At 72.3% G+C, this 23,901-nt stretch carries 19 protein-coding genes; 12 read left to right on the forward strand and 7 right to left on the reverse strand.

All coding sequences use genetic code 11. The annotated features are described in order from the left end of the window. Nucleotides 1–2: 2 nt before the first annotated feature. From ACYVF4_RS09975 to ACYVF4_RS09985, 3 genes are read left to right on the forward strand one after another with little or no spacing between them, the layout of a single operon-like run. Complete coding sequence (locus tag ACYVF4_RS09975; RefSeq protein ID WP_460722220.1) at nucleotides 3–1,490, forward strand: FGGY-family carbohydrate kinase; 1,488 nt, start codon at nucleotides 3–5, stop codon at nucleotides 1,488–1,490. Next, nucleotides 1,487–2,608 carry an aminopeptidase gene (locus ACYVF4_RS09980; protein WP_460722222.1) on the forward strand — a complete coding sequence of 374 codons (1,122 nt, stop codon included), beginning with the start codon at nucleotides 1,487–1,489 and terminating at the stop codon, nucleotides 2,606–2,608. Before ACYVF4_RS09975 ends, ACYVF4_RS09980 begins: the two co-directional genes overlap by 4 nt. A 40-nt stretch (nucleotides 2,609–2,648) precedes the next feature. Beyond that, nucleotides 2,649–3,659 carry an alcohol dehydrogenase catalytic domain-containing protein gene (locus ACYVF4_RS09985; RefSeq protein ID WP_460722224.1) on the forward strand — a complete coding sequence of 337 codons (1,011 nt, stop codon included), beginning with the start codon at nucleotides 2,649–2,651 and terminating at the stop codon, nucleotides 3,657–3,659. A gap of 642 nt (nucleotides 3,660–4,301) precedes the next feature. Here ACYVF4_RS09985 and ACYVF4_RS09990 read toward each other — a convergent pair. Further along, entirely contained in the window at nucleotides 4,302–7,862 is a 3,561-nt protein-coding gene (locus ACYVF4_RS09990; RefSeq protein ID WP_460722226.1) for a carbohydrate binding domain-containing protein, read from the reverse strand. Nucleotides 7,863–8,069: 207 nt separating this feature from the next. Here ACYVF4_RS09990 and ACYVF4_RS09995 point away from each other — a divergent pair, with 207 nt between their 5' ends. After that, a complete protein-coding gene (locus ACYVF4_RS09995) occupies nucleotides 8,070–8,495 on the forward strand; it encodes a universal stress protein (protein ID WP_460722228.1) in 426 nt (141 codons plus the stop codon). 168 nt (nucleotides 8,496–8,663) lie between these two features. Here the strand turns inward: ACYVF4_RS09995 and ACYVF4_RS10000 are convergent, their stop codons facing one another. After that, nucleotides 8,664–10,025, reverse strand: coding sequence for a threonine/serine exporter family protein (locus tag ACYVF4_RS10000; protein ID WP_460722230.1), 1,362 nt, complete (start codon nucleotides 10,023–10,025; stop codon nucleotides 8,664–8,666). 547 nt (nucleotides 10,026–10,572) lie between these two features. Here ACYVF4_RS10000 and ACYVF4_RS10005 point away from each other — a divergent pair. After that, nucleotides 10,573–12,054: a plasmid pRiA4b ORF-3 family protein gene (locus tag ACYVF4_RS10005; RefSeq protein ID WP_460722232.1), complete on the forward strand. Its 1,482-nt coding sequence runs from the start codon at nucleotides 10,573–10,575 to the stop codon at nucleotides 12,052–12,054. Here ACYVF4_RS10005 and ACYVF4_RS10010 read toward each other — a convergent pair. The 4 genes from ACYVF4_RS10010 to ACYVF4_RS10025 form a co-directional block, all read right to left on the reverse strand. Beyond that, nucleotides 12,029–12,340, reverse strand: a complete 312-nt coding sequence (locus ACYVF4_RS10010) for a hypothetical protein (protein ID WP_460722234.1) — start codon at nucleotides 12,338–12,340, stop codon at nucleotides 12,029–12,031. The two genes, ACYVF4_RS10005 and ACYVF4_RS10010, sit on opposite strands and share 26 nt — an antisense overlap. 94 nt (nucleotides 12,341–12,434) lie before the next feature. Continuing rightward, on the reverse strand, nucleotides 12,435–12,851 hold the full coding sequence (locus ACYVF4_RS10015; RefSeq protein WP_460722236.1) for a CBS domain-containing protein: 417 nt from the start codon (nucleotides 12,849–12,851) through the stop codon (nucleotides 12,435–12,437). Between the two features lie 114 nt (nucleotides 12,852–12,965). Next, a complete protein-coding gene (locus ACYVF4_RS10020; protein ID WP_460722238.1) occupies nucleotides 12,966–13,997 on the reverse strand; it encodes a TerC family protein in 1,032 nt (343 codons plus the stop codon). A gap of 183 nt (nucleotides 13,998–14,180) precedes the next feature. Further along, entirely contained in the window at nucleotides 14,181–15,491 is a 1,311-nt protein-coding gene (locus ACYVF4_RS10025) for a UDP-glucose dehydrogenase family protein (RefSeq protein WP_460722240.1), read from the reverse strand. 158 nt (nucleotides 15,492–15,649) lie between these two features. Here ACYVF4_RS10025 and ACYVF4_RS10030 point away from each other — a divergent pair, with 158 nt between their 5' ends. The 7 genes from ACYVF4_RS10030 (at nucleotide 15,650) to ACYVF4_RS10060 (ending at nucleotide 22,149) form a co-directional block, all read left to right on the forward strand. Beyond that, nucleotides 15,650–15,784, forward strand: coding sequence for a hypothetical protein (locus tag ACYVF4_RS10030; RefSeq protein WP_460722242.1), 135 nt, complete (start codon nucleotides 15,650–15,652; stop codon nucleotides 15,782–15,784). 180 nt (nucleotides 15,785–15,964) lie between these two features. Continuing rightward, nucleotides 15,965–16,777, forward strand: a complete 813-nt coding sequence (locus tag ACYVF4_RS10035; protein WP_460722244.1) for a shikimate 5-dehydrogenase — start codon at nucleotides 15,965–15,967, stop codon at nucleotides 16,775–16,777. Between the two features lie 187 nt (nucleotides 16,778–16,964). Further along, nucleotides 16,965–18,578, forward strand: coding sequence for a hypothetical protein (locus ACYVF4_RS10040; protein ID WP_460722246.1), 1,614 nt, complete (start codon nucleotides 16,965–16,967; stop codon nucleotides 18,576–18,578). Nucleotides 18,579–18,751: 173 nt separating this feature from the next. Further along, nucleotides 18,752–19,198, forward strand: a complete 447-nt coding sequence (gene rplM, locus ACYVF4_RS10045) for a 50S ribosomal protein L13 (RefSeq protein WP_460722248.1) — start codon at nucleotides 18,752–18,754, stop codon at nucleotides 19,196–19,198. Nucleotides 19,199–19,224: 26 nt separating this feature from the next. Beyond that, the gene (gene rpsI / locus ACYVF4_RS10050) at nucleotides 19,225–19,698 is read left to right on the forward strand and encodes a 30S ribosomal protein S9 (RefSeq protein ID WP_460722250.1); all 474 of its coding nucleotides are present in this window, start codon (nucleotides 19,225–19,227) and stop codon (nucleotides 19,696–19,698) included. 14 nt (nucleotides 19,699–19,712) lie between these two features. After that, complete coding sequence (gene glmM / locus ACYVF4_RS10055) at nucleotides 19,713–21,068, forward strand: phosphoglucosamine mutase (RefSeq protein WP_460722252.1); 1,356 nt, start codon at nucleotides 19,713–19,715, stop codon at nucleotides 21,066–21,068. A 31-nt stretch (nucleotides 21,069–21,099) separates the two neighbouring features. Then, on the forward strand, nucleotides 21,100–22,149 hold the full coding sequence (locus ACYVF4_RS10060) for a LacI family DNA-binding transcriptional regulator (protein ID WP_460722254.1): 1,050 nt from the start codon (nucleotides 21,100–21,102) through the stop codon (nucleotides 22,147–22,149). Between the two features lie 54 nt (nucleotides 22,150–22,203). Here the strand turns inward: ACYVF4_RS10060 and ACYVF4_RS10065 are convergent, their stop codons facing one another. Next, entirely contained in the window at nucleotides 22,204–23,889 is a 1,686-nt protein-coding gene (locus ACYVF4_RS10065; RefSeq protein WP_460722256.1) for a glycoside hydrolase family 32 protein, read from the reverse strand. Between the last annotated feature and the right edge of the window lie 12 nt (nucleotides 23,890–23,901).

Below are 23,901 nucleotides of genomic sequence, written 5' to 3' on the forward strand. Positions count from 1 at the left end.
CGATGTTCGTCGGAATCGACGTCGGCACCTTCGAGAGCAAGGGCGTGGTGGTCGATCCCACCGGAACCGTGGTCGCACAGGCCCGGCGCCGGCACGGGATCGCCACGCCCGCTCCCGGCCACGTCGAGCAGGACCCCGAGACCGACTGGTGGTCGGACGTGTGCGCCATCGCGCGCGAGCTCGCGGACGCCGTCGGCGCGTCGTCGATCCGCGCCGTCGCGGTGAGCGCCCTCGGCCCCTGCGTCGTCGCCGTCGATGCGGACCTCACCCCGTTGCGCCCCGCGATCCTCTACGGCGTCGACACGCGCGCCACCGCGCAGATCGCGGCGCTCACCGAGCGGCTCGGTGACGACGCGATCCGCCGCCGCAGCGGCAACTCCCTCACCAGCCAGTCCGCCGGCCCCAAGATCGCGTGGCTGCGCGACGAGCAGCCCGAGGTGTGGCGGGCCGCGCGGTGGTTCCTCACCAGTCAGTCGTGGCTCGTGGCCAAGCTCACCGGCGAGGTCGTCATCGACCACGCCACCGCCGGCTACTTCCACCCTCTGTACGACCTTGCCGCCGGCCGGTGGAACCTCGACGGCTGCGACGATGTCGTCGACGAGCGCCGTCTGCCCCGCCTGGCCTGGACGACCGAGATCGCGGGCACGGTGACGGATGCCGCGTCCGCAGCCACCGGCATCCCGGCGGGTGTGCCGGTCATCGTCGGCACGACCGACGCCCCCGCCGAGGCGGTGGGGTCGGGCGTAGTCTCGGACGGCGAGCTCATGGCGATGTACGGCTCGAGCGGCTACTTCATCCGCGTCGGCGACCGCCTGCGCACCAGCGAGGACCTGTGGGCGGCGCCGTTCGTGTTCGAGGACACCTACGTCCTCGCCGCCGGCACCTCGACCGCCGGCACCGCGACCCGCTGGGCGGCGGACCTGCTGGGCCTGACGGCCGACACCGACGAAGAGACGTTCGCCCGGCTGATGGCGCTGGCCGCCGAGTCCGAACCGGGGGCGCGCGGCGTGCTGGCCATGCCCCACTTCGCGGGCGAGCGCACGCCGTTCCAGGACCCGGCGAGCAGGGGCGTGCTCATCGGCCTCGGGCTCGACCACACGCGCGCCGACGTCGCCCGCGCCCTGCTCGAGGGCGTCGGCCACTCCATCGCCGCGGCGATCGGCGCCTTCGCCCGCGGCGATGCGCCGGTGACGCGCGTCATGGCCGTCGGCGGCGCCACTCGCGACCCCTACATCCTCGACACCGTGTCGGCGGTCACGGGCCTGGACCAGCAGGTGGTGGAATCCCCCGGAGGCGCCTTCGGCGACGCCTTCCTCGCCGCCTTCGGCGTCGGCGCCGTCTCGTCGCCCGCGGACGTGCGGGACTGGGTATCGGTGCGCTCGGTCGTGCGCGCCGACGACGTCGCCTCGGAGCGGCTCGTCCGCGACCACGCCGACTACCTCGACCTGTACCGGGCGGTCGCGCCCCTGCAGCAGCGGAGGGCCCGATGAGCGCGGCGGTCGACTGGCCGCGGATCGCGGCGCTCATCGCCGACGGCGTGCGCGTCGCGGCGGGGGACCGGGTGTCGGTCTTCGTCACGGACGGCTCGGCGATGGATGCCGTCGCCGCCTTCGTCGACGAGTGCTGGCGCCGCGGCGCCCTGCCGCAGGTGCTCGCCACCGACGAGCGCTTCGACGCCGGCGCGCTGCGCTGGGCGCCGCGCGAGCTGCTCGCCCAGGCGCCGCCGCTCGAGGTCGCCGCGATGGAGTGGTCCGACGTCCACGTGTCGTTCCGCGCCATGACGACCCCCGTCGTCGACGCCGACCCGGCACGGATCGCTGCGCTGCGGCACGGTCGAGGCATCGTCTCGACCCTGCGCTGGCAGGGCACCCGCTGGGCGCTGCTGCGCGTGCCGACCCCCGCGTGGGCGGCGGCGACCGGGCTCGACGCCGACGTCCTCGCCGCCGAGTGGGCGGCATCCTTCGACGCCGACTGGGCGGATGCCGCTTCGCGCATGAACGCGCTGTGCACCCGGCTCGAGGGGGCGAGCACCGTCGTCATCGAGGACTCCGGGCGCCGGCTCGAGCTGCCCGTCGCCGGTCGGCGGTGGATGGCCTTCGCGGGCGAGGCGAACTGGCCCGACGGCGAGATCGCGACCGCGCCGCTCGAGCACGGCGTGAGCGGCAGCATCCGCTTCCCGGGCGACTTCTTCTTCGCGGGCGTGCGCATCCGCGACCTCGAGCTCGAGTTCGAGCGCGGCCTCGTCGTCGGCGAAGCCGCGGCCGAAGGCATCGGGTTCGTGCGCGAGCTGCTCGACACGGATGCCGGGTCCCGCCGCGTCGGCGAGCTCGGCATCGGCGTCAACGCCGCGCTGCAGACTCCGACCGGCGACCTGCTGATCGACGAGAAGATCCTCGGCACCGTGCACATCGCGCTGGGCCGGGCCTACCCCGAGTGCGGCGGCGTGAACGCCTCGGCCCTGCACTGGGACATCGTGCGGGACCTGCGCCGCCGCGACGGCGCGCAGCCCGGAAGCCTCACCGTCGACGGTGAGCCCCTCATCCTCGACGGCGTCGTGCAGCCGCTCCTGCACGACATCGCCGTCGCCACACCCCCGACCCGATCGTGAACCCCGCTCTTCGGAGCGCCCACCCACAAGGAGAAACGCCGTGCACGCCAACCAGCTCGACACCCCCGCGCCGCTCGCCCAGCATCCGCTCGAATGGCGTGAGACGCCCACGCCCCAGCCCGGCCCCGGCCAGCTGCTGATCGAGGTCGCCGGGTGCGGCGTGTGCCGCTCGAACCTGCACACCATCGAGGGCGACTGGGTCGACGGGGGAGTGCCCGCGATCAGCCCGATCGTCCCCGGCCACGAGGTCACCGGACGCGTCGCCGCGCTCGGCGAGGGCGTCACCGACTTCGCCGTCGGCGACCCCGTCGGCGTGCAGCCGCTGTGGTGGACGTGCGAGAAGTGCGAGTTCTGCACGAGCAACCGCGAGCACCTGTGCCACCAGCGCCTCATCACCGGCGAGCACGTCGACGGCGGGTACGGGGAGTTCATGCTCTCGCACGCCGCCCACACCTACCACGTGCCCGAGAACCTCGACCTGGTCGAGGCGGCGCCGCTGTTCTGCCCCGGCATCACCGGATACGGCGCCATCGCCAAGCTCGACGTCGGCCCCGGGCAGCGCCTCGGCGTCTTCGGGCTCGGCGGCGTGGGTCACCTCGCGCTGCAGTTCGCGCTGCTCACGGGCGCCGAGGTTGTCGCCGTCGCCCGCAGCGCCGACCACCTGGCCGTCGCTCGCGAACTCGGCGCCCACGAGATCGTCGACGCGTCCGTCGTCGACCCCGGCGAGGCCCTCGAGGACACGCTGGACGCCGCGGTCACCTTCGCCCCGTCGGATGCCGTCACCGCGCAGGCGCTTCGCGCGCTGAAGTGGGGCGGCACGCTCGTCACCGGCGTGCCGGCGAACATCGAAGGCTTCCCGTTCAACAAGGAGCAGACGATCAAGGCGTCCATCCTCGGCCCGCGCACCGCGATGCGCGAGGTGCTGCGGCTGGCGTCGGAGGGCAAGATTCGCACCGTCGTGGACCGCTTCCCCATGGCCGAGGCCGAGCACGCGCTCGAGCTCCTCGCCTCGGGCAGCCTGCGCTCCCGCGCCGTCCTCGCGAACGGCTGACGCCCGCGCCTTGGGTGCTTCGTCTCGCTGCGCTCGCTCAGCGGCCGGGGGCCGGGAACCGGTCGCTGGGCGAGGAGCGCAGCGACGAGACGAAGCGCGCGGTGGGTGGAGCCGGGAGCGGCACGCGCCGCTCGCGGCGCGTTCTGTGCTCTGCCGGGATTTCGGTACGCGCCTGCGGCGCTACTCAATCGCCGGGGGGTTGCAGATCCGGACGCTGAGCGAGGAGCGCAGCGACGAGACGAAGCGCGGGTTCGAGGTGCGCTTCGCTCGCTTCGCTCGCTCAGCGGCCGGGGTGGGAGCGGCACGCGTCGCTCGCTGCGCTCGCGGCGCGTTCTGTGCTCTGCCGGGATTTCGGTACGCGCCTGCGGCGCTACTCAATCGCCGAGGGGTTGCAGATCCGGACGCTGAGCGAGGAGCGCAGCGACGAGACGAAGCGTGGGTGCGCTTCGTCTCGCTGCGCTCGCTCAGCGGCCGGGGGGACAAGATCCGGGCGCTGAGCGAGGAGCGCAGCGACGAGACGAAGCGTGGGTGCGTGGGGGCGCTTCGTCTCGCTGCGCTCGCTCAGCGACCGGGGACAGTACCGGACGGGGATACGCGAAGCGCCCCCGACCTGGAGTGCAGGCCGGGGGCGCTTCGGGTCGCTCAGCGACCGACCAGAGCGAACTTCCGTCGCAGCAGCGTGATCGCGCCCAGCGCGGTCAGCAGCAGCCCCAGCGCGAAGCCCAGCGTGGCGTCGCCGCCACCGGTCTCGGCGAGGCCGCCGACGGCAACGCCGTTGCCGTTCCCGTTCCCGCCGCCGTTCCCGTTCCCGTTGCCGTTCCCGGCACCGTTGCCGTTGCCACCGCCGCCGCCGTCGACGCCGCCGCCGTTCCCGGCACCGTTGCCGTTGCCACCGCCGCCGCCGTCGACGCCGCCGCCGTCACCCGGATCGACCGGGTCGACGGGATCGGTCACGTCGGCCAGCAGCTGCAGCCGGTCGAGCGAGACGCCGTCCGCCGCGAGCGCCAGCATCCGTGCCCCGTCGCCGCCCGCCGATGCGGTGCTCACGCCGTAACCGCGGACCGCGGTCAGCGTGAGGCCGTCGTTGGGCGCGCCCGCCGGCTGGGTCGCCGAGCGCTCGAACGCGTCGAACGGAACCTCGACGAAGCGCCACCCGGCGGTGTCGTCGGCGAAGGTCGCCTCGAACCGCTCCGCCGTGTCGGGCGCCTGGTACACGCGGATGTAGTCCACGAGCAGCTGCTGCGGGAACTCCAGATCCGCGCCCAGCGGGCCGCCGAAGTTGCCGCCGACCGCCATGTTCATCAGCATCGTGAAGGGGTGCTCGAAGACCCAGTCGCTCGGGGCGACGTCTTCGGGTGTGGCGGTGTGGAACAGGAACTCCTCGCCGCCGTCGCGCTGTACGTACCAGCGGATCTCGCCCTCTTCCCACTCGATCGAGAACGTGAGCCACTGGCCCGAGAGGTCCTCGCCGAAGTCGTACGTGTCGCCGTACGCCTGACCGCCGCTGTACCCGGGGCCGTGGATGGTGCCGAAGATCTCGTTCGGCAGCTTGCCGACGTACTCCATGATGTCGATCTCGCCGGTGCGCGGCCAGCCGACGTCGCGGAAGTCGTTGCCGAGCGTCCAGATCGCCGGCCAGATGCCCGGCTCGCCGTCCGGCATCTTCGCCCGCGCCTCGATGCGGCCGTGCTTGGCCTCGACCTTGCCCTCGGTGATCAGGCGGGCCGAGGTGTACTCGCACGGTCCGTACCAGCACTCCAGGCCGCTCGCGGCCGGGTCCTCGACCTTGCGCGTGGTGATGACCATGTTGCCGTCGCCGTCGTGGGCGGCGTTGTCGGTCGAGTCGCTGTAGTACTGCAGCTCGTCGTTGCCCCAGCCCCAGCCGCCGGTCTCGTACGTCCAGTAGCGGGGGTCGGCGGGGGTGCCGGCGTCCGCGTCGAACTCATCGGACCACGCCAGCTCCCAGTCGGCGGGACCCGCGTCCGCGGCGCCGTCGTCGTGCACGGTGACCGTGACGGGGTCGCCGTCGCCCTGACCGTAGAACCACATGCCGATGCCGTCCTGGCCCGTCCAGTCCTGCGGCTGCTGCAGCGTGCGCTCGAAGCCGCCCGCGCCGACCATGTCGAGCACGGTCTCGTAGTCGTCCTGCCCCGGGTACGAGTCGACATCGGATGCCGCGACCTCGCGGTCCGACAGCTCGGCGCCGCCGGTGGGGCGGAGCAGGCCGATGCCGTCCTCGAAGTCCTCGAGCATCGTGCCGGTCGCGGCGTCGTTGTCGGCGATGCTGACCCGGGCCACCGCGAGCGGGTTGAGCTCGGCGCCCACCGCGTCGCTCAGGCGGACGAGGAAGGTCTCGTCGACCTCGGGCTTGGCGTCGTCGATCGTGGCGACCTCGATGAAGGCGCTGCGCTCGCCGGCGGGGATCGTCAGCTCGCCGGAGGTCGAGACGTAGTCCCGCTCGGGCGTCGCCGCCGGGTCCTCGGTCGACGTGCGGTCCGTGGCTTCCTCCGTGCGGAAGGACATCGTGACGTCCTCGTCGGCGGCGCGCGTCAGACGCACCTCGACGCGGGCGGCCTCGCCCTCGGTCACCGGGAAGGTTGCCCGCGCCATGTTGATCGTGACCGGGCGCTCCTCGGCGGTGCCGATCAGCTGCAGGTCGTCGATGCGGATGACCGGGGCCACGCGCGACGACGTCTGCTCGACGCCGATGCCGAAGCCGTGCACCTCGGTGAGGGTGAACCCGTCATCGGGTGCGCCGTTGCCGATGTTCTTGCGCGTGAACTGCGAGAACGGCAGCTCGATGAACTTCCAGCCGCTGAAGTCGTCCGCGAACCGCACCGAGTAGCGCTCGGCGTCGTCGACCTGCGAGTCCGGGTTGCGGTTGTCGAGGATGTCGATGAACATCGGTGCGCCGGAGTTGGTGCCCTTCATCCAGAACCCGACGGCGTTGTGGGCGCTCCAGTCCTGCGGCACCCACGTCTCGCCGTCCGGCGTGAAGTTGTCGATGACGACCGCCCACGACGAGGTGTCCAGGCCGATCTCGAGCGCGTCGTTGTCCTCGGTCGTCCCGGGCACGGTCGCGTCGGGCTGGCGTGCGAAGGTCGGGATGTTGCTCGAGCCGGCGACGGCGAACCACCCGAGCGGCGGGACCGCTGCCGAGTCGCCGAGGATCAGCTCGGACTCGAAGTCCTCGACCATGACGCCGGGCTCGCTCGGCCCGGTCGGGGTGCCGGCGTCGTCGTCGCGGATCGTCACCGTCGTGACATCGGTGCCGAGCGTGGCGCCCGCGGCGTTGGACAGCGACACCGTGAAGGTGCGGTTGCCGTCGGCGAGGTCGTTGCCCGTCGTCGGAACGGTGATGCTCGCCGTCGTCTCGCCGGCGGGGATCGTCACCGTGCCCGAGGCGGCGGTGTAGTCGGTGCCGGCGACGCCGGTGCCGTCGGCGGTGGAGTAGTCCACCGTGACGTCGCTGTCGGCCGCGCGGTTGAGGGTCACCGGGATGACGGCATCCGCCCCCTCTGTGACGTTGAGTGCGGTCTGCTGCACGCCCACCGAGGGCGCCACTGCGGCGCCGGCGTAGAGGCCGATGTCGTCGATCTTCACGACGCCTTCACCGCTGTTGGCGGGGAAGAGGACGCCGCGGACGTAGGTGAGGTCGAGGCTGCCGTCGTTCGGCGCGCCGCCGTCCTGGTAGTCGATCGCCCGCTGGAAGTCCGCGAACGGGACCTGCACCAGACGCCAGCCCGCGTCCCCCACCGGGATGACCGTGTCGTAGCGGTCGTAGACGCCCGGATCGGCCGAGACCGCGTCCAGCAGCTCGATCTGCAGGGTGCCGCCCTTGCCGTCGCCGTACAGCCAGAACTGCACGCCGTCGTAGGACGCCCAGTTCTGCGCGGGCTGGCCGCCGCCGAACTCGAAGCCCATGCCTCCGTAGTAGTTGGGGCCGCTCAGCAGGTTGAAGCCGTAGCTGAGCATGTGCGTGTTGGGGTCGGCGTCGGGCGGCGTGATCGCGCCGTAGGCCTCGACGCCGGCGCCGGCATCCCCCCACTGGATGTGGCTGGACGTGCCGGACTCGAAGTCGAAGAGCGTCAGCTCGGTGTCCGCAGCACCGGCGGCGGAGGCTGTCCATGACAGGCCGGTCGCCGCGAGGGCGGCGACGGTCGCGATCGCCGCGGGGCGGCGCAGGGCAGGGGTTTTTCGCATGGACTTCCTCGTCTGGTCCTTCATCCTCGAAGTTGCGGGAGCGCTCCCACGACTGGCCGCACGTCGGGGTCAGACGAAGAGGGTGAATCGTGGGAGCGCTCTCACGGATTGCAGAGAAGACTACGGATCGGGTGGGCGGCCTGTCAACCGTGCGGGACGGGACCTCCGGCCCTTTCCCGGTGCGGCGGGCGCGCGCACAATCGGACCATGAGCGAAACAATCGCCGTGTACCGGCGCATCCTGGTCGGCGTCGACGGGTCCGATCACTCCGTCGCGGCGCTGCGGCACGCGAGCATCCTCGCGGACGCGTTCGGCGCCGAGCTCACGGTCGTCATGACCTGGACCTTCCCGCCGGTCTACACCGGGTTCACCGAGTCGATGGATCCCGAAGCCGACGCCCGCACGGTGCTCGACGAGACGTTCGTCGAGGTGTGGCCGCAGGGGGTGCCCGCGAACGTCACGACCAGGATCCTGCCCGGGCCCGCGGCCGGCGTCCTCATCGAGCAGAGCAAGCACGCCGACCTGCTGGTCGTCGGCAGCCGCGGACACGGCGGCTTCGTCGGGCTGCTGCTCGGCTCGGTCAGCGCGCAGTGCGCCGAGCACGCCCACTGCCCGGTCCTCGTGCACCACTGACCCGGTGGCGGCGGGCCGGGGCGCGGCCTCGGTGGCGGCCTGTGGCGGCCTGCCTCGGTTCAGAACTCCACCGATCCGGGCGGGTTCGGGCGCTGGCGGCGGCTGATGCCGCGCGGGTCGACCGTTTTCGTGGAGTTCTGAACCGCAACCGGGCCCGAGACAGGCCCCCTACACCGCCGGGCGCTGCATCCGGTTCGAGAAGGCCGAGCCGGCCAGCACGCCGAGCGCGATCGCGACCATGGTCGACAGCGTCGCGACCAGTGAGTCCGATGCCCCGGCGTCACCGCCGAGCACATCGGCGACGCCGACGAGTCCCAGGGCGCCGGGCACGAGCAGCCAGAACGCGGGCGTGAAGGTCACCATCGGCGCTGGGCCGGACGGCTGCCGGGCGACGAGCGAGGTGACCGGCGTGACCACCAGCGCGCCGATGAACGCCGAGAGCACACCGCCGACGGCGAGGTCGCCGAGCACCTGCGCGGAGTACGCGACGTACAGCACAAGCAGCATCCAGGGCAGCGCGCGGGCGGGGGCGCTGCGGTGCACGCAGATGCCGACGGCGAAGACGGCGACGGCGATCCACGGCGCGACCTCGCCGATGGGACTCGGGTGCTCGCTGAAGTCCAGATCCGGGATGCCGACGAGCGCCGCCGCGGTCATGATCCCCGCACCCAGCAGCACCAGCTGCATCGCGCCGGCCGCGAGCCGCGCGGCCCCCGACAGCATCTGCCCCGTCGTCAGTTCGAGCACCGCGGTCGTCAGCAGGGCTCCCGGCAGCAGCACCACGAGCGGGGCGAGCAGGGCGGGCAGGATGCCGGTGCCCCAGCCTGCGCGCAGCAGCAGGAAGACCGCGAGTGCGACGAGGAAGGCGATCCCGACGGTGATGAGGGCGCTGTAGCGGCGGGGCACGCGTTCGCCCAGCAGCAGGGCGGAGCCGGCGACCAGGCCGAGCCCCGAGGCGACCATCACCCCGCTCCAGGTCGCCCCGAGCAGTACAGACAGCGCCCCGCTGAGGAAGACGTAGCCGACGATCCGCAGCGCCGGACCGTACAGCGGCGGCATCTCGCGGATGCGGCGGATCTTCTCGGCCACCGACGCCGGATCCATCACGCCGGTGCGGGCGCCGTCGGCCGTGCGGTGGACCTCGTCGATCTGCGACAGGTGCAACTGCCCGCTTCCGCTCGAGACGGCGCCGGTCCGGTGCTGGCCGCGCCCGCGCGCCGAGACCAGCAGCGCGTTGGGGAACACCAGGGCTTCGCTCTCGACGAGCCCGTTGGCCTCGGCCATCTGGTCGATGACGTCGTGGACGGTCTCGACGGAGTAACCGGCCTGCGTCATGAGCGAGCCGAGCTGCTCGGCCGCCGACAGCACGGTGGCCGCGTCGGGCTTGGCATCGGCCGTCACCGGTACCGCGCCGGTGATGGCGGCGGCGCGGGCGGCGACGGTGATGTCGCGTTCGCCGCGGTTCCGGGTGGCGAACAGGAACACCGCCGCCCCCACCAGCACGACGACGGCGGCCACGGTGGAGATCATCCCGACCACGCTACGCGGGCCCGCCGCAGACCTCCACCGAGGGAGCGGACGGCCCTTCGGCCTGACACGACCGATATATCGCGCGTTGTCCCCCAAAGTACCGACAGACACCGATGTCGACACCGCTTACTCTTGAACCACGGGCATCCCCAGTGCCCTTTCTCAACCGCCATCGTCTGCCCCGCTTCGGGTGCGAGAGCAGATGAGCTTCGGCGGTCAGCGGCCCGCGAGTCCCCAGCTTGCGGGCCGCTTCACTTTTCCCGGGGCGCGACGGATGCCGGCATCCGGCCGTTCTTGTCCCCCAAAGTTCCGACAGACGGATCTCTTGCCCCGACCTACCATTGATGTCACGAAGGGTCCCCAGCTCTTCGTTCTCACCCGCCATCGTCGGCATCGCTTCGGGTGCGAGAGCCCACGAATTCTCTTGGCGGACAGTGACCCGCGAGTCCCCAGCTCGCGGGTCACTCGCCTTTTGTGCGAGGGCTGCACCGACGGGACCCCTGTCAACCCCGATAACTGATCAGGCGCCCAAACTAGAGTGTTCGGCATGGATGAGGACGAACTCCGACGCCGGTTTGACGCCCTCATCTCGGGGCGGGACCTCGCGGACCTGCGCGATCTCGCCGCCGGCCTCGGCATGCTGGGCGCCGGCGCCGGTCACGCCGATCCCCCCGCGCTGCCGTCGCTGCGCCGCCCGCCGCGCGAGCAGCCGGTGGTCTACGGCCTGCGGGTCGAGCTCGTGGGCGACGAGCCCGAGATCTGGCGGCGCCTGCGCGTGCGCTCCGACATCACGCTCGCCGAGATGCACGACATCCTGCAGGCCGCGTTCGCGTGGTCCGACACCCACCTGCACCGCTTCTCCATTGGCGGCGAGGCGTGGGAGCGCGGCAGTGAGAACTTCCTCTGCCCGTTCGACGTCGACGAGGGCGATGACGACGGGATGCCGGCATCCGAGGTGCGCCTCGACGAGACCCTGCACGACCTCGGTGACGTGCTGCACTACGTCTACGACTACGGCGACAACTGGCGGGTGCGCGTCCGGCTGGAGGAGGCGACGGATGCCGCGACCGCCGACACCCCAGTGGCCGTCTGCGTCGACGGACGCCGGGCCGCCCCTCCCGAGGACAGCCGCGGGGTCGACGACGAGACGCTGCGCGAGCTCCTGCCCGATCCTGAGCGCTTCAGCGTGGACGAGGTCAACCAGGCGCTGCAGGATCCGTTCATCGCGCTGCGGCAGCTCGGGCTCGGCGACCCCCTCGTCGACGTCCTCACGCGGCTGCGCGGCACCGAGGCCGAGGGCGAGACGCTCCTGGCGGCGATGACGCTCATCCCGGGCGACCCGGTCGACCCCGACGAACGGCACGAGGCGCTGCGCGCCTACCGATGGTTCCTCGAGCGGGCTTCCGCGGGACTCGCTCTCACTCCGGCCGGATACCTCAAGCCCGCCGACGTCGTGCAGGCGTGCGCGGCCGTCCCGGCGACGGCGGCGTGGATCGGCGCCCGCAACCGTGAGAGCAACATCGCGCCGCTCGGGGATTTCCGGATGCTGCTCACCACCTACGGGCTGCTCCGCAAGTACCGCGGCGAACTGCTGCTGACGCAGGCCGGCGCTCGCGCGCGCCGCAGCGACGATCGGCTATGGGAGCACCTCGTCACCCGCGTGCACGACGGCATCACGGGTGTGCGTCCGCTGCGGACCCGCGACGGAAACGGCAATGAGTCCTTCTCGCGCGACGCCACGGTGCTCGTGCTGCTGGCTGCCGCCGCCCCTGCGCGCGGCGGCAGGCATGTCCTCGAGGTCGACCGCGTCGCCGGGTGGCTGACCGCGCTCGGCTGGCAGCGGGCGGACGGGACGGGCGTGCGCGGCTACGACCTGTACCGCGAGAACGTCTTCGTCGTGCTCGACAACATCGCCCGCGCCCCGCGGGACTGGCGCGATCGCTCCGCCGTGGACCCCGTGGCCGCCGCGTTCGCCGGGAGCGTGCTGCGGGGGGCCGGCGAGGTCACACCTGCGCCTGCCGCCGGCTGACGCCGCTTCGCCACACCACCGTGTTGCGCGTGCCCGTCCGGTCGTCCCACTCCACGACGACCACGCGGTTGTTCCACCCGATCGCGCGTGCCGCGATCCGCTCCGCCGGCTTGTGCGGCCACGAGATCCACGCCCACACCGCCTGCTTCTCGCCCGGGCCCGCCCACCGCAGCTCCTCGCGACCGAAGGCCTGATGCGGCAGCGTGCACGGCGGAATGCGCACCTCGTCGATGCGCTCGTGCATGAGGCGGTCGTAGTGCTGCGCGTAGCGCTTCGACGTGGACACGGGTGGCCGGCATCCCTTTCTCCGGCCGAGACCCCTCCAGCGTACGACGACGCCGCCGACATCGGTGGCCGGCGGCGTCGTGCGCGGTCGGTGCTCAGTCCTCCGAGATCTCGGCGACCGTCTCGCCCGTCTCGGTCGCCGACATCGACAGGGCGACATCGGCTTGGCTGATGATGCCGACCAGGCGGTGTCCGTCGATCACCGGAAGCCGCCGGACCTGGTGGTCCTGCATGACGGTCATGGCGTCGCGGATGTCGTCGTCGGCGCCGATCGTCACCGGCTTGCCCTCGGCGAGGTCGCCGGCGGTCTTGGTCGCCGGGTCGCCCCCGTCGGCGAGGCACTTCACGACGATGTCCCTGTCGGTCAGCATGCCTTTCAGCCGGTCGTCGCTGCCGCAGATGGGCAACGCCCCCACGTCCAGGTCGCGCAGCATGCGCGCCGCCTCGACCAGGGTCTGGGACTCGTTGACGCAGGTGACGTCGGTGGTCATCACGTCTCGTGCGGTCGTCATGGTGAATTCCTCCTGTCGGGTCCGCGGGACCCGTCGATGGTGAACCCGATCGACGATGCCCCGGCCGCCCGGCCCGCGCACGGGGCTTGACAACGGCGGGGCCGGCGAGGACCCTCAGTGCCCGCGCCGCGCCACCTCGTCGGCTGCGTCGGTGACGGCATCCGGCTGCGTGATACCGCGACGCTCGTCGCGCCGGGTCTTCGCCAGGCTCGCCCACGTCGCCACCGCGACCGTCGCGGCGATGAACAGCAGCGAGAACCAGATCGGAATCTCGGGGGCCCACAGCACCGGGTCGCCCCCGTTGATGAAGGGCAGCTCGTTGACGTGCAGCGCGTGGAAGACGAGCTTCACGCCGATGAAGCCGAGGATCACCGCGAGACCCTGCGCGAGGTAGACCAGGCGCTGCAGCAGCCCGCCGATCAGGAAGTACAGCTGCCGCAGACCCATCAGGGCGAACGCGTTGGCGGTGAAGACGATGTAGGCCTCCTGCGTGAGGCCGTAGATCGCCGGGATCGAGTCGACGGCGAAGATCAGGTCGATGAAGCCGATCGCGATGATCGTCAGCATCATGGGGGTGACCAGGCGCTTGCCGCCCCGCACCGTGAACAGCCTGTCGCCGTCGTACTCGTCCGAGACCGGCAGGTGGCGGCGCACCCACGTCATGAACCGGCCGTCCGCCGGGTTGGAGTCGTGGTCGCCGAAGGCCTGCTTGTAGGCGAGGAAGAGCAGCAGCGCGCCGAAGATGTAGAAGATCCACGAGAAGTTCGCCACCAGGCTCGCGCCCACGGCGATGAAGGCGCCGCGCATGATCAGCGCGATCACGATGCCGATCATCAGCACCTTCTGCTGGTAGATCTTCGGCACCGCGAAGCTCGTCATCAGCAGCAGGAAGACGAACAGGTTGTCGATCGACAGCGCCTTCTCGGTCAGGTAGCCGGCGAAGTACTCGCCGCCGTACCGCCAGCCCGAGACCATGCCGATCCCGACGCCGAACAGCAGGGCCAGGCCGATGTAGAACGCCGACCAGCGGGCCGCCTCGCCCAGGCTCGGCTCGTGCGGCTTTCGCACGTGGGCGTAGAACTCGTAGACGAAGAACGCGATCGTGACCGCGATGGTGATGATCCAGACGAGAGGGGTGACGTCCATGGGTACTCCTGAGACTCGGGCGAACGGATGGCCCAAGGTCTCTTCCATCCGGCGGAGCCGGACCGGCGACGCGGGGTCACTTCTTCGGACCCGTAATGACGCGATCGCCGCGTGGGAGTACTCCCCTTGCTGCAGAAAAGAATAACGGATGCCGCGAGCCGCGGCGCACAGCGAGCTCCCGGGTTACGGGCGGCCCATGCCGTGATACGTCCAGCCGGCTTCGCGCCACGCGGCCGGGTCGAGGCAGTTGCGACCGTCGACGATGACGCGCCCGCGCGTCAGGCTCGCGGCGTGGGCGGGGTCGAGCTCGCGGCGGTACTGGTCCCACTCGGTCACGACGATCACGGCATCCGCCCCGGTCAGGGCCTCGTCGCGATCGTGGACGTAGGTCAGCTGCGGGTGCACGCGCTTGGCGTTGCCGAGCGCCTCGGGGTCGGTGACGGTGACCCGGGCGCCGAGGCCGTGCAGGCGCACCGCGACGTCGAGGGCGGGGGAGTCGCGGATGTCGTCGCTGTGGGGCTTGAACGCCGCCCCCAGGACGGTCACGTTCTTCTCGAACACCGACCCGTCGAGCGCCTGGACGGCGAGGTCGACGGCGCGGTCGCGGCGGCGCAGGTTGATCTCGTCCACCTCGCGCAGGAACGCCACCGACTCGCCCCGGCCGAGCTCTTCGGCGCGTGCGCTGAAGGCGCGGATGTCCTTGGGCAGGCAGCCGCCGCCGAAGCCGATGCCGGCGCCCAGGAAACGCCGGCCGATGCGGGCGTCGTGGCCGATCGCGTCGGCGAGCTGGGTGACGTCGGCGCCGGTGACCTCGGCGATCTCGGCCATCGCGTTGATGAAGCTGATCTTCGTGGCCAGGAACGCGTTGGCGGCGACCTTGACCAGTTCGGCGGTGGCGTAGTCGGTGACGACGAAGGGCGTGCCCTTCGACACCGACGGGTGGTAGATCTCGCGCAGGATCTCGGCGGCCCGCTCGCCCTCGTCGCCCGACGGGACGCCGGCGACGAGCCGGTCGGGGTCCACCGTGTCCTGCACGGCGAAGCCCTCGCGCAGGAACTCCGGGTTCCACACGAGGGTGGCGCCCTTCTCGGCCACGCGCGGAGCGAGGCTCGCCGCGGTGCCCACCGGCACGGTCGACTTGCCCGCGACCAGGTCGCCGGGAGCCAGGTAGGGGAGCAGCCCGTCGACGGCGGCGTTGACGTAGGTGAGGTCGGCGGCGTACCCGCCCTTCTGCTGCGGAGTCCCGACGCCGACGAAGTGCACCTTGGCGCCCGCGGCCTCGGACATGTCCGTGGTGAAGCGCAGCCGGCCCGACGCGATGCCCTCGGTCAGGATCTCTTGCAGCCCGGGCTCGAAGAACGGCGCACGGCCGCTGGCGAGGGCTTCGACCTTGGCCTGGTCGACGTCGATGCCGACGACCTCGTGGCCGATCGAGGCCATCGCCGCCGCGTGCACGGCACCCAGGTACCCACAACCGATGACGGACAGACGCATGAGAACTCCAGGGGGTGGCGGTGCCGGGGACGGTCTCATCCTAGAAGCCGGGGCCTGAGCCTCCCACTCAGGGAGCACCGGGTACCCTAGAGTCGGTCGCGCGAAGCCGCCTTCGCGCCGCGCCGACCCCCTGTCTCACCCCGGACCTCTCTTCGACTGTGCCCTCTGTATTCCTCGCGATCCTCAAGTGGACCGCCATCGCCCTCGGCGGTGTGCTCGGTCTCGCCGTCGCCGCCTACGTCGCGACGGTCCTCGGCACGCGCCGCGAGGTCTACCACCACTACGGCACCTGACGCCGGTTGCGGTCATCCGGCGCGTTGGCGACGGATGGCGTCAACCCGCGGTGCGGGTGCGCGGCCGGGTTGACGCGGATCGCGGTTATGCGGCGTGGTGGCGGCGGATGGCGTCAACGCGGGCGACGGATGCCGGGGGCACCGGCATCCGTTGATCGATGCGGCGGGCAGAATGGGCGCGTGCCGATCCTCAACAAAGACATGACACTCTGCATCTCGCTGGCCGCGCGGCCCTCGAACCTGGGGACGCGGTTCCACAACTTCCTGTACGACGAGCTCGGCCTCAACTTCGTCTACAAGGCGTTCACCACCGACGACATCGCCGCCGCGATCGGGGGCGTGCGTGCGCTCGGGATCCGCGGCTGCTCGGTGTCGATGCCCTTCAAAGAGGCGGTGATCCCGCTCGTGGACGACCTCGAGCCGTCGGCCGAGGCCATCGCGTCGGTCAACACCATCGTCAACGACGGCGGAATCCTCACCGCGTCGAACACCGACTACGAGGCCGTCGCCGAACTGCTCGGCACGCACTCCGTCGATCGCGGACTGCCGGTCCTCGTGCGCGGATCCGGCGGGATGGCCAAAGCCGTCGTCGCCGCCTTCCGGGGTGCCGGCTTCGACGACCTCACGGTCCTGGCACGCAATTCCGCGGCGGGCGCCGCACTCGCCGACGCCTACGGCTACCGCGCGATCACCGCCGATCCCGCTCCCGGCCACGCCGTGATCGTCAACGTCACGCCGCTCGGCATGCAGGGTGCGGATGCCGACGCCCTGGCCTTCAGCGAGGAGCACGTCGCTGCGGCCGAGGTCGTCTTCGACGTCGTCGCGCTCCCCGCCGAGACGCCGCTCATCCGCGCGGCGCGAGCCGCCGGCATCCCGGTTATCACCGGCGCGGAGGTCATCGCTCTGCAGGCGGCGCGCCAGTTCGCGCGGTACACCGGGGTCACCCCGACACGCGAGCAGGTGGAGCGCGCGGCGGCGTTCTCGCGCGCCTGAGCCGCCGCGTTATCGCACGTGCGCGAGCCCCCGCGCAACCCCCGGAAACCTCGGATTTCGCGGATGTACACTGGCGGCGCTTCCCGGAGGAGCGCGACTGGGGACACAGCACATGAGACGAATTCGAGGCACCGGCGGCACACCGGGCCCGGCGGGGGATACGTCGGCGGGGGAATCGCCGGCCGACGTGACGGCCGAGCGTGCGCCGACGCTCGCGGACCTGTTCGGCGACGCCGACCTGGCGGCCGACGCGCAGCCCCGGACCGACGACGACCGCCTGGCCGCACTGTTCGCCGTGCCGCCGCGCCCGCCGCTGCCCGCGCCGGCCCCGGCCGCGCCCGCCGCAGAGGACGCCGAGCCCGCCGACGCCGACCCGTCCGCGCTCGCGCCGGCCCGTGAGGACCTCGACCCCGCCGCCGCCGTCGGCGAGACCTATCCAGGCGAGGCGTACTCCGGCGACACCCGGGCCGACGGGCTGTCGGACGACCCCGATCACGCCACGGCTCTGCTGCCCACGGCGTCCCCGTACGACGCCGACCTCGACGACGACCTCGACGACACCCCGTGGGACAGCACCGCGGGGGACGACACCGCCGATGACCAGCCCGCCGAGTCGATGGCGGCGCACCGTGCGGTGCCGGTCCCGGTGACGACGGTGCTCGAGCCGACGTCAGTGCTGCCGGCATCCGACCCGGCGTCCTACACCGCCGACGACCCCGCGGACGACCTCGCAGCTGCCCCGACCCCCGGCATCCGCCGCGGCGGCGCGGCGGTGGCGTCCGCAGCGCCCGTCACCGTTACCGACGCCGCCGACACCGCCACCGTCGACACGGCCGACGCCGACGACGACGAGTCCCCGCCGCGGCGAGGGGTCGTGCCGTGGCGCGGTCCCGCCTCGTGGGGTGCGCGCACGTGGCTCATCATCGGCGCGATCGCCCTCGTCTTCGCGCTCGTGATCGCCTCGCTCTTCGTCCTTCCCGCGATCGCCGCGGGCGATCGCGTCGAGGCGGCCCTGGCGAGCCTCGAGCAGTCCGAAGAGCGGCTCGCGCAGCCGGCATCCGATCTCGAGGCCGCCTCTGCCGCGTACGCCGACCTCGTCGCCCAGGGGCGCGCGGCAGCCGACAGCGCCGCGCCCGCCCTCGCGGTCATCGCAGGCATCAGCCCGACGGGCGCCCGCACGGCTGCCGAGGACGCCCTCACCGAGCTGAACGCGGTGCTCGGCGCCGACGGCCCGGCCGTTCCGGAGCCTTACGAGCGCGGTGACGTGGACGAGTCCGACCCGTCGGCGCTGGACGCCGCGGCGGATGCCGCGGTCGAGTACGCCGTGCTCGCGCAGACGGCGACCGAGGACATCGCCGCCGCGTCGGCCGTGCTGGAGCAGCGGATCGCCGACCTCCGCGCCGCGCAGGCGGCGATCGGGACGAGCCTGCCCGGATTCGCCGAGCAGTTCGTGGCCGAGTTCACCCTGCCCGAGCAGAGCTTCCGCGACGCGGTGCTGAAGTCGGCGAAGGCCGTGCGGCCCGCGCAGGAGGCCGGCCGCTCCGGAGATGCCGAGCTGTGGGCCTACTCCCGCGCGGTCGCCGAGCTCCGCCAGGAGCAGGAGCGCATCGAGATCGAGGAGCCGTGGCGCGTCTGGACGCCGGTATATCCGGCGCCCGCCCCCGAGCCCGCACCGCAGCCCCAGCCGGCTCCGCAGCCCGAACCCGCGCCTGAACCGGCACCCGAGCCCGCTCCCGAACCCGCGCCCGCGCCGGAACCGGCGCCGGAGCCCGTGCCGCCCGCTCCGGTCCCGACCCCGTAGCATTTGGCCACGGCATCCCGATGTCGTAGACTCGCTCTTTGGTGCGCGCGCCCTGCTGGCTGCGTACCGCGAACGTGAGCCCTCCACTGGCGTGTTCATCGGCCTCAGGCCGTGGAACCACCCCGGAGCGGGATTCACGAACCTCTCCGTTCGATCAAGAAAGCAGCACTACTGTGACGCGCACTTACACCCCCAAGGCTGGCCAGACCCAGCGCGAGTGGCTGGTCATCGACGCGACCGACGTCGTCCTCGGACGCCTCGCCTCGCACGCGGCGGCCCTGCTCCGCGGCAAGCACAAGCCGACCTTCGCCAACCACATCGACAGCGGCGACTTCGTCATCATCATCAACGCCGACAAGGTCGCCCTGACCGGTCAGAAGCTGCAGAAGAAGATGGCATACCGTCACTCCGGCTACCCGGGCGGCCTGAAGGCCGTGTCGTACGAGGAGTTCCTCGAGAAGAACCCGGCTCGCGCCGTCGAGAAGGCCGTCCGCGGCATGCTCCCCAAGAACAGCCTGGGTCGCCAGCAGCTGGCCAAGCTGAAGGTCTACGCCGGTGCCGAGCACCCGCACGCCGCTCAGCAGCCCAAGACGTACACTTTCGACCAGGTCGCCCAGTAAGCGCCGGACAGACTAAGGACACTTTCGTGGCGAACAACGACACCCCGCAGACCTTCTCGACCGAGACCCCCGTCGACACCACCGCCGTCGCCGCCGAGCGCCCCGTGCTCTCGGTCTCGGGCGCCGCGGTCGGCCGCCGCAAGCAGGCCATCGCCCGCGTGCGCGTGGTTCCGGGCTCCGGCACCATCACCGTCAACGGCCGGACGTTCGAGGACTACTTCCCGAACAAGCTGCACCAGCAGCTGATCACCGACCCGTTCACGGTCCTCGGCCTCACCGACGCCTACGACGTCATCGTGCGCATCTCGGGCGGCGGCCCCTCGGGCCAGGCCGGTGCGCTGCGCCTGGGCATCGCCCGCGCGCTCAACGAGATCGACGCCGAGAACAACCGCCCGGCCCTCAAGAAGGCCGGCTTCCTCTCGCGCGACGCCCGCGTCATCGAGCGCAAGAAGGCCGGTCTCAAGAAGGCCCGCAAGGCTCCGCAGTACTCGAAGCGCTGATCTCGCGGGTTCCGATGCCGCTCTTTGGCACGGACGGTGTGCGGGGGCTGGCCAACGGCCCCCTCACCGCCGACCTCGCACTCACCCTGGCCCAGGCGACCGCGGTCGTCCTGGGCCAGGGCCGTACGGCAGAGGCTCGCCGCGCCGCCGGCAAGCGCCTGACCGCCGTCGTGGCGCGCGACCCGCGCGTGTCGGGGGAGTTCCTCTCGGCCGCCGTCGAGGCGGGCCTGGCCTCGTCCGGCGTCGACGTGTTCGATGCCGGCGTGCTGCCGACCCCGGCCGCGGCGTTCCTCATCGCCGACATGGACGCCGACTTCGGCGTCATGGTCTCGGCCTCGCACAACCCCGCCCCCGACAACGGCATCAAGATCTTCGCCCGCGGGGGCGTGAAGCTCCCCGACATCGTCGAGCAGCGCATCGAGGCGGCCCTCTCGGCCCCCAAGCTGCAGCCGACCGGAGCGGCCGTGGGCCGCATCCGCCGCTTCGCCGACGCCGAGGACCGCTACGTCATGCACCTGCTGGCGTCGCTGCCGCACCGCCTGGACGGCCTGGACGTGGTGCTGGACTGCGCCCACGGCGCGGCATCCGGAGTCTCGCCCGAGACGTTCAAGGATGCCGGTGCCCGCGTCACCGTCATCGGCGCCGACCCCGACGGCTGGAACATCAACGACGGCGTCGGCTCGACCCACCTCGACGGCCTGGCCCGTGCCGTCGTCGAGGCCGGGGCGGACGTCGGCATCGCCCACGACGGCGACGCGGACCGCTGCCTGGCTGTCGACGCGGCCGGCAACATCGTCGACGGCGACCAGATCATGGCGATCCTCGCGGTGTCGATGAAGAACCGCGGGCACCTCGTCGAGGACACCCTGGTGGCCACCGTGATGAGCAACCTCGGACTGCATCGCGCCATGGCCGACCACGGCATCCGCGTCGTGCAGACCGGCGTCGGCGACCGCTACGTGCTCGAGGCGATGAACCAGTCCGGCTACTCCCTCGGCGGCGAGCAGTCGGGCCACGTCATCATGAGCGAGTACGCCACCACCGGCGACGGCCTGCTCACCGGCCTGCATCTGGTGGCCGAGATGGCGGCGACGGGGCGGTCCCTCGCGGACCTCGCCTCGGTGATGACCGTGTACCCGCAGGTGCTGGTGAACGTGAAGGGCGTCGACCGCGACGGGGTCTCGGACCCGGTCGTGACGGATGCCGTCGCCGCCGCCGAGGCAGAGCTCGGCGACACCGGGCGCGTGCTGCTGCGAGCGTCGGGCACCGAGCCGCTCGTGCGGGTGATGGTCGAAGCCGCATCCGAGGCGGACGCGCGGCGGCACGCCGACGCCCTGGCCGACGTCGTGCGGGAGCGCCTGGCGCTGTGATCCGGCGCATCCGCCCCCGTAGGCTGGGCGGATGGAGGCGGGACGCACGGGTGCGAGACCGGCCGGCCGGGCGCGCGTCAGCGACGTCGCGAAGGCCGCCGGGGTGTCGCCGACGACGGTGTCGCACGCGCTGAGCGGCGCCCGCACCGTCAACGCCGCGACCCGCGAGCGGATCCTCGCCGTCGCCAGCGAGCTCGGCTACGTGCCCGACCGCGTGGCCAGCAGCCTGCGCCGCCGCCGGACGGGGCTCGTCGCCCTCGTCGGCGACGACCTGGCCACGACGCCGTTCGCCGGCCGCATCATCGAGGGCGCCCGGGTGGCGGCCCTCGACCGCGACGTGCTGCTGATGGTCGGCGAGAGCGGCGGCGACCCCGCCGTCGAGCGCGACCTCATCTCGCGGTTCGCGGCCCAGCGGGTCGACGGGATGCTCATCGCCCGCATGTTCCACCAGCGGGTGCCGCGAATCGAGGCGCCCGACGACCTGCCGATCGTCCTCGTCGACGCCGCCCCCGAACCCGACCCGGACTGGGCGGTGGACGCCGTCGTCCCCAACGAGGCCCAGATCGCCGCGCTCGCCGTCGGGCGGCTGCTGCAGGCCGGCCACCGCGACATCGCCTACATCGGCACGACCGTCTCGCGCGCGGCGCGGGGCCGTCTCGCCGGCATCCGCTCTGCACTCGGCGATGTGGGGATCCCCCTGCCGAAGAACCGCCTCAAGGTGAGCTTCTCGGATGCCGTCGGCGGACGCCGCGTCGGCGGCGAGCTGCTCGACCAGGACACGCCGCCGACGGCTGTCATCTGCTTCAACGACCAGGTCGCGATGGGCGTCATGCAGGCCGCCACCCGGAGGGGGATCCGGGTACCCGAGCAGCTGTCGGTGATCGGCATCGACGACCTGCACCCGGTCGCCGACGCGCTGGACCCGGGCCTGACGACCATCGCCCTGCCCCACGCCGAGATGGGGCAGTGGGGGATGCGGCGGCTGCTGGACCGCATCGACGGCGCCCCGCTGCTCAACCGCGTCGAGCAGCTGCCGGGCCGGCTCGTCGAGCGCGGCACCGTGGCGCCGCCCGCCCGCTGAACCGGCCGCCCGCCCGCTGAATCGCGCCGCCCGGCCGCTGAACCGGCCGCGCGCTCAGCCCCGCCCGGGTTCCCCGGCGCGCTGGATGGGGGCCACCCGCAGCGGCGTGAGCGTGGCCCCGCTGACCGACACCGCGCCGTGCGCGGCCTCGATCCGCAGCGCCCGGCCGCCCGGTGCGCCGTAGGTCGCCATGGTCAGTGCGGCCTCGCCGTCGCCGGCGAACACCTCGATCGAGGCGACGTCGATGACGACATCCAGGTGCACGCGGCCGTCCCGCGTCGGCACCGGGGCGGTGCGCACCGCCCGGTACTCCTCGGGCATCCCGGCGGCGATGGCGTCGGCATCCCGCGCCACGAACGCGACCTGCTCGGCGAAGTCGTATCCGACGGTGGCCGAGCGGCCGTCGCCGGTGAGCACCTTCACGCGCGCCTCGCCCGAGCCGTCGGCCGACGAGACGTCCAGGCTCAGACGGTACGCGTCGGCGCCCGGCGCGGGCAGCTCGGCGATGCCGCCGGCATCCAGGTTCACGTCGTCCACCGCGCGCGGCTCGCCCTCCAGCATCCGCAGCTCGTCGGCGGGGGCGGAGCGCAGCGACACGCGGTCGCCGTCCGAGGCGAGCCGGATGCTGCGCACGAGCGAGTCCGAGCCGCCCTGCCAGTCCTCGGTCGGGAAGCGGCCGGCGTAGGCCCAGTTGTTCATCCAGCCGATGCTGTAGCGCGAGGCCAGGCGCTCCTCGGGCGACAGGCGCGGGTCGTCCCACGTGACCGCGGCGTAGTAGTCGGCGCCGTGGTCGAGCCACTGGTGGCCCGCGGGCCCGGCGTCGTCGGCGATGAAGCGCTCACCGTCCCACTGTCCCGTCCAGTACACCGTGCCGGTGGTCTTGCCCTCTGCGGCGCCGTTGGCGCCGGCCAGCAGCACCCACCGCACGCGGTCGGGGTCGCCGTCGACGGTCATGGGGAACAGGTCGGGGCATTCGAGGACGCCGAGCCCGTCGGTGGTGAAGTCCGAGGTGTAGGTCCAGTCGCGCAGGTTGGGCGAGGTGTAGAAGCCGATGCGGTCGTGCTCGGCCAGCGCCATCACCCAGTGGCCGGCGGCGTCGTCCCAGAACACGCGGGGGTCGCGCCAGTCCGCGACGCCGGGGTTGTCCATGACGGGGTTCCCGTCGTAGGACGCGAAGGTGTAGCCGCCGTCGGTCGAGAAGAACAGCGACTGGCGCTGCACGCCGTCGGTCTGCTGGGTCACCAGTGCGATGACGGCGCCTTCGCCGAAACCCGCGGTGCCGTCGTGATCGACCACGGCCGTGCCGGTCCAGATGTCGCCGAGGCCGTTGGTGTACTTCTCGATCGCCACGCCGTGCTCGGTCCAATGCACCAGGTCGGGCGAGGTCGCGTGGTACCACGCCGTGCCGTTCCCGTCCGGGTGGTCGGCGTTGTACAGGTAGTAGTAGTGCCACACGCCGTCGAGGAAGAACGGCTTCTGCGGGTCGTTCATCCAGTTCTCGGCGGGGGTGAAGTGCACCGCCGGGCGGTGCGCGGACCAGTCGGCCGGGCGCTGGAACTGCTCCGCCGCCGGCTGCGCCGGCTGCCCGGCGGGGTCTGCGGCCCGCGGATCCTCGCGCGTGACGACGGCCGTCACGACCGCCGCGACCAGGGCGAGCGCGGCGATGATCGCCGCGACCACGACGGTGCGGCGGCGCGGTGCGCGCGGCGCGGGCGTGAGGGGGGCATCCTGAGCGGTCATGTCGATGTCCTT

It is taken from the genome of Microbacterium aureliae, from assembly GCF_054780155.1.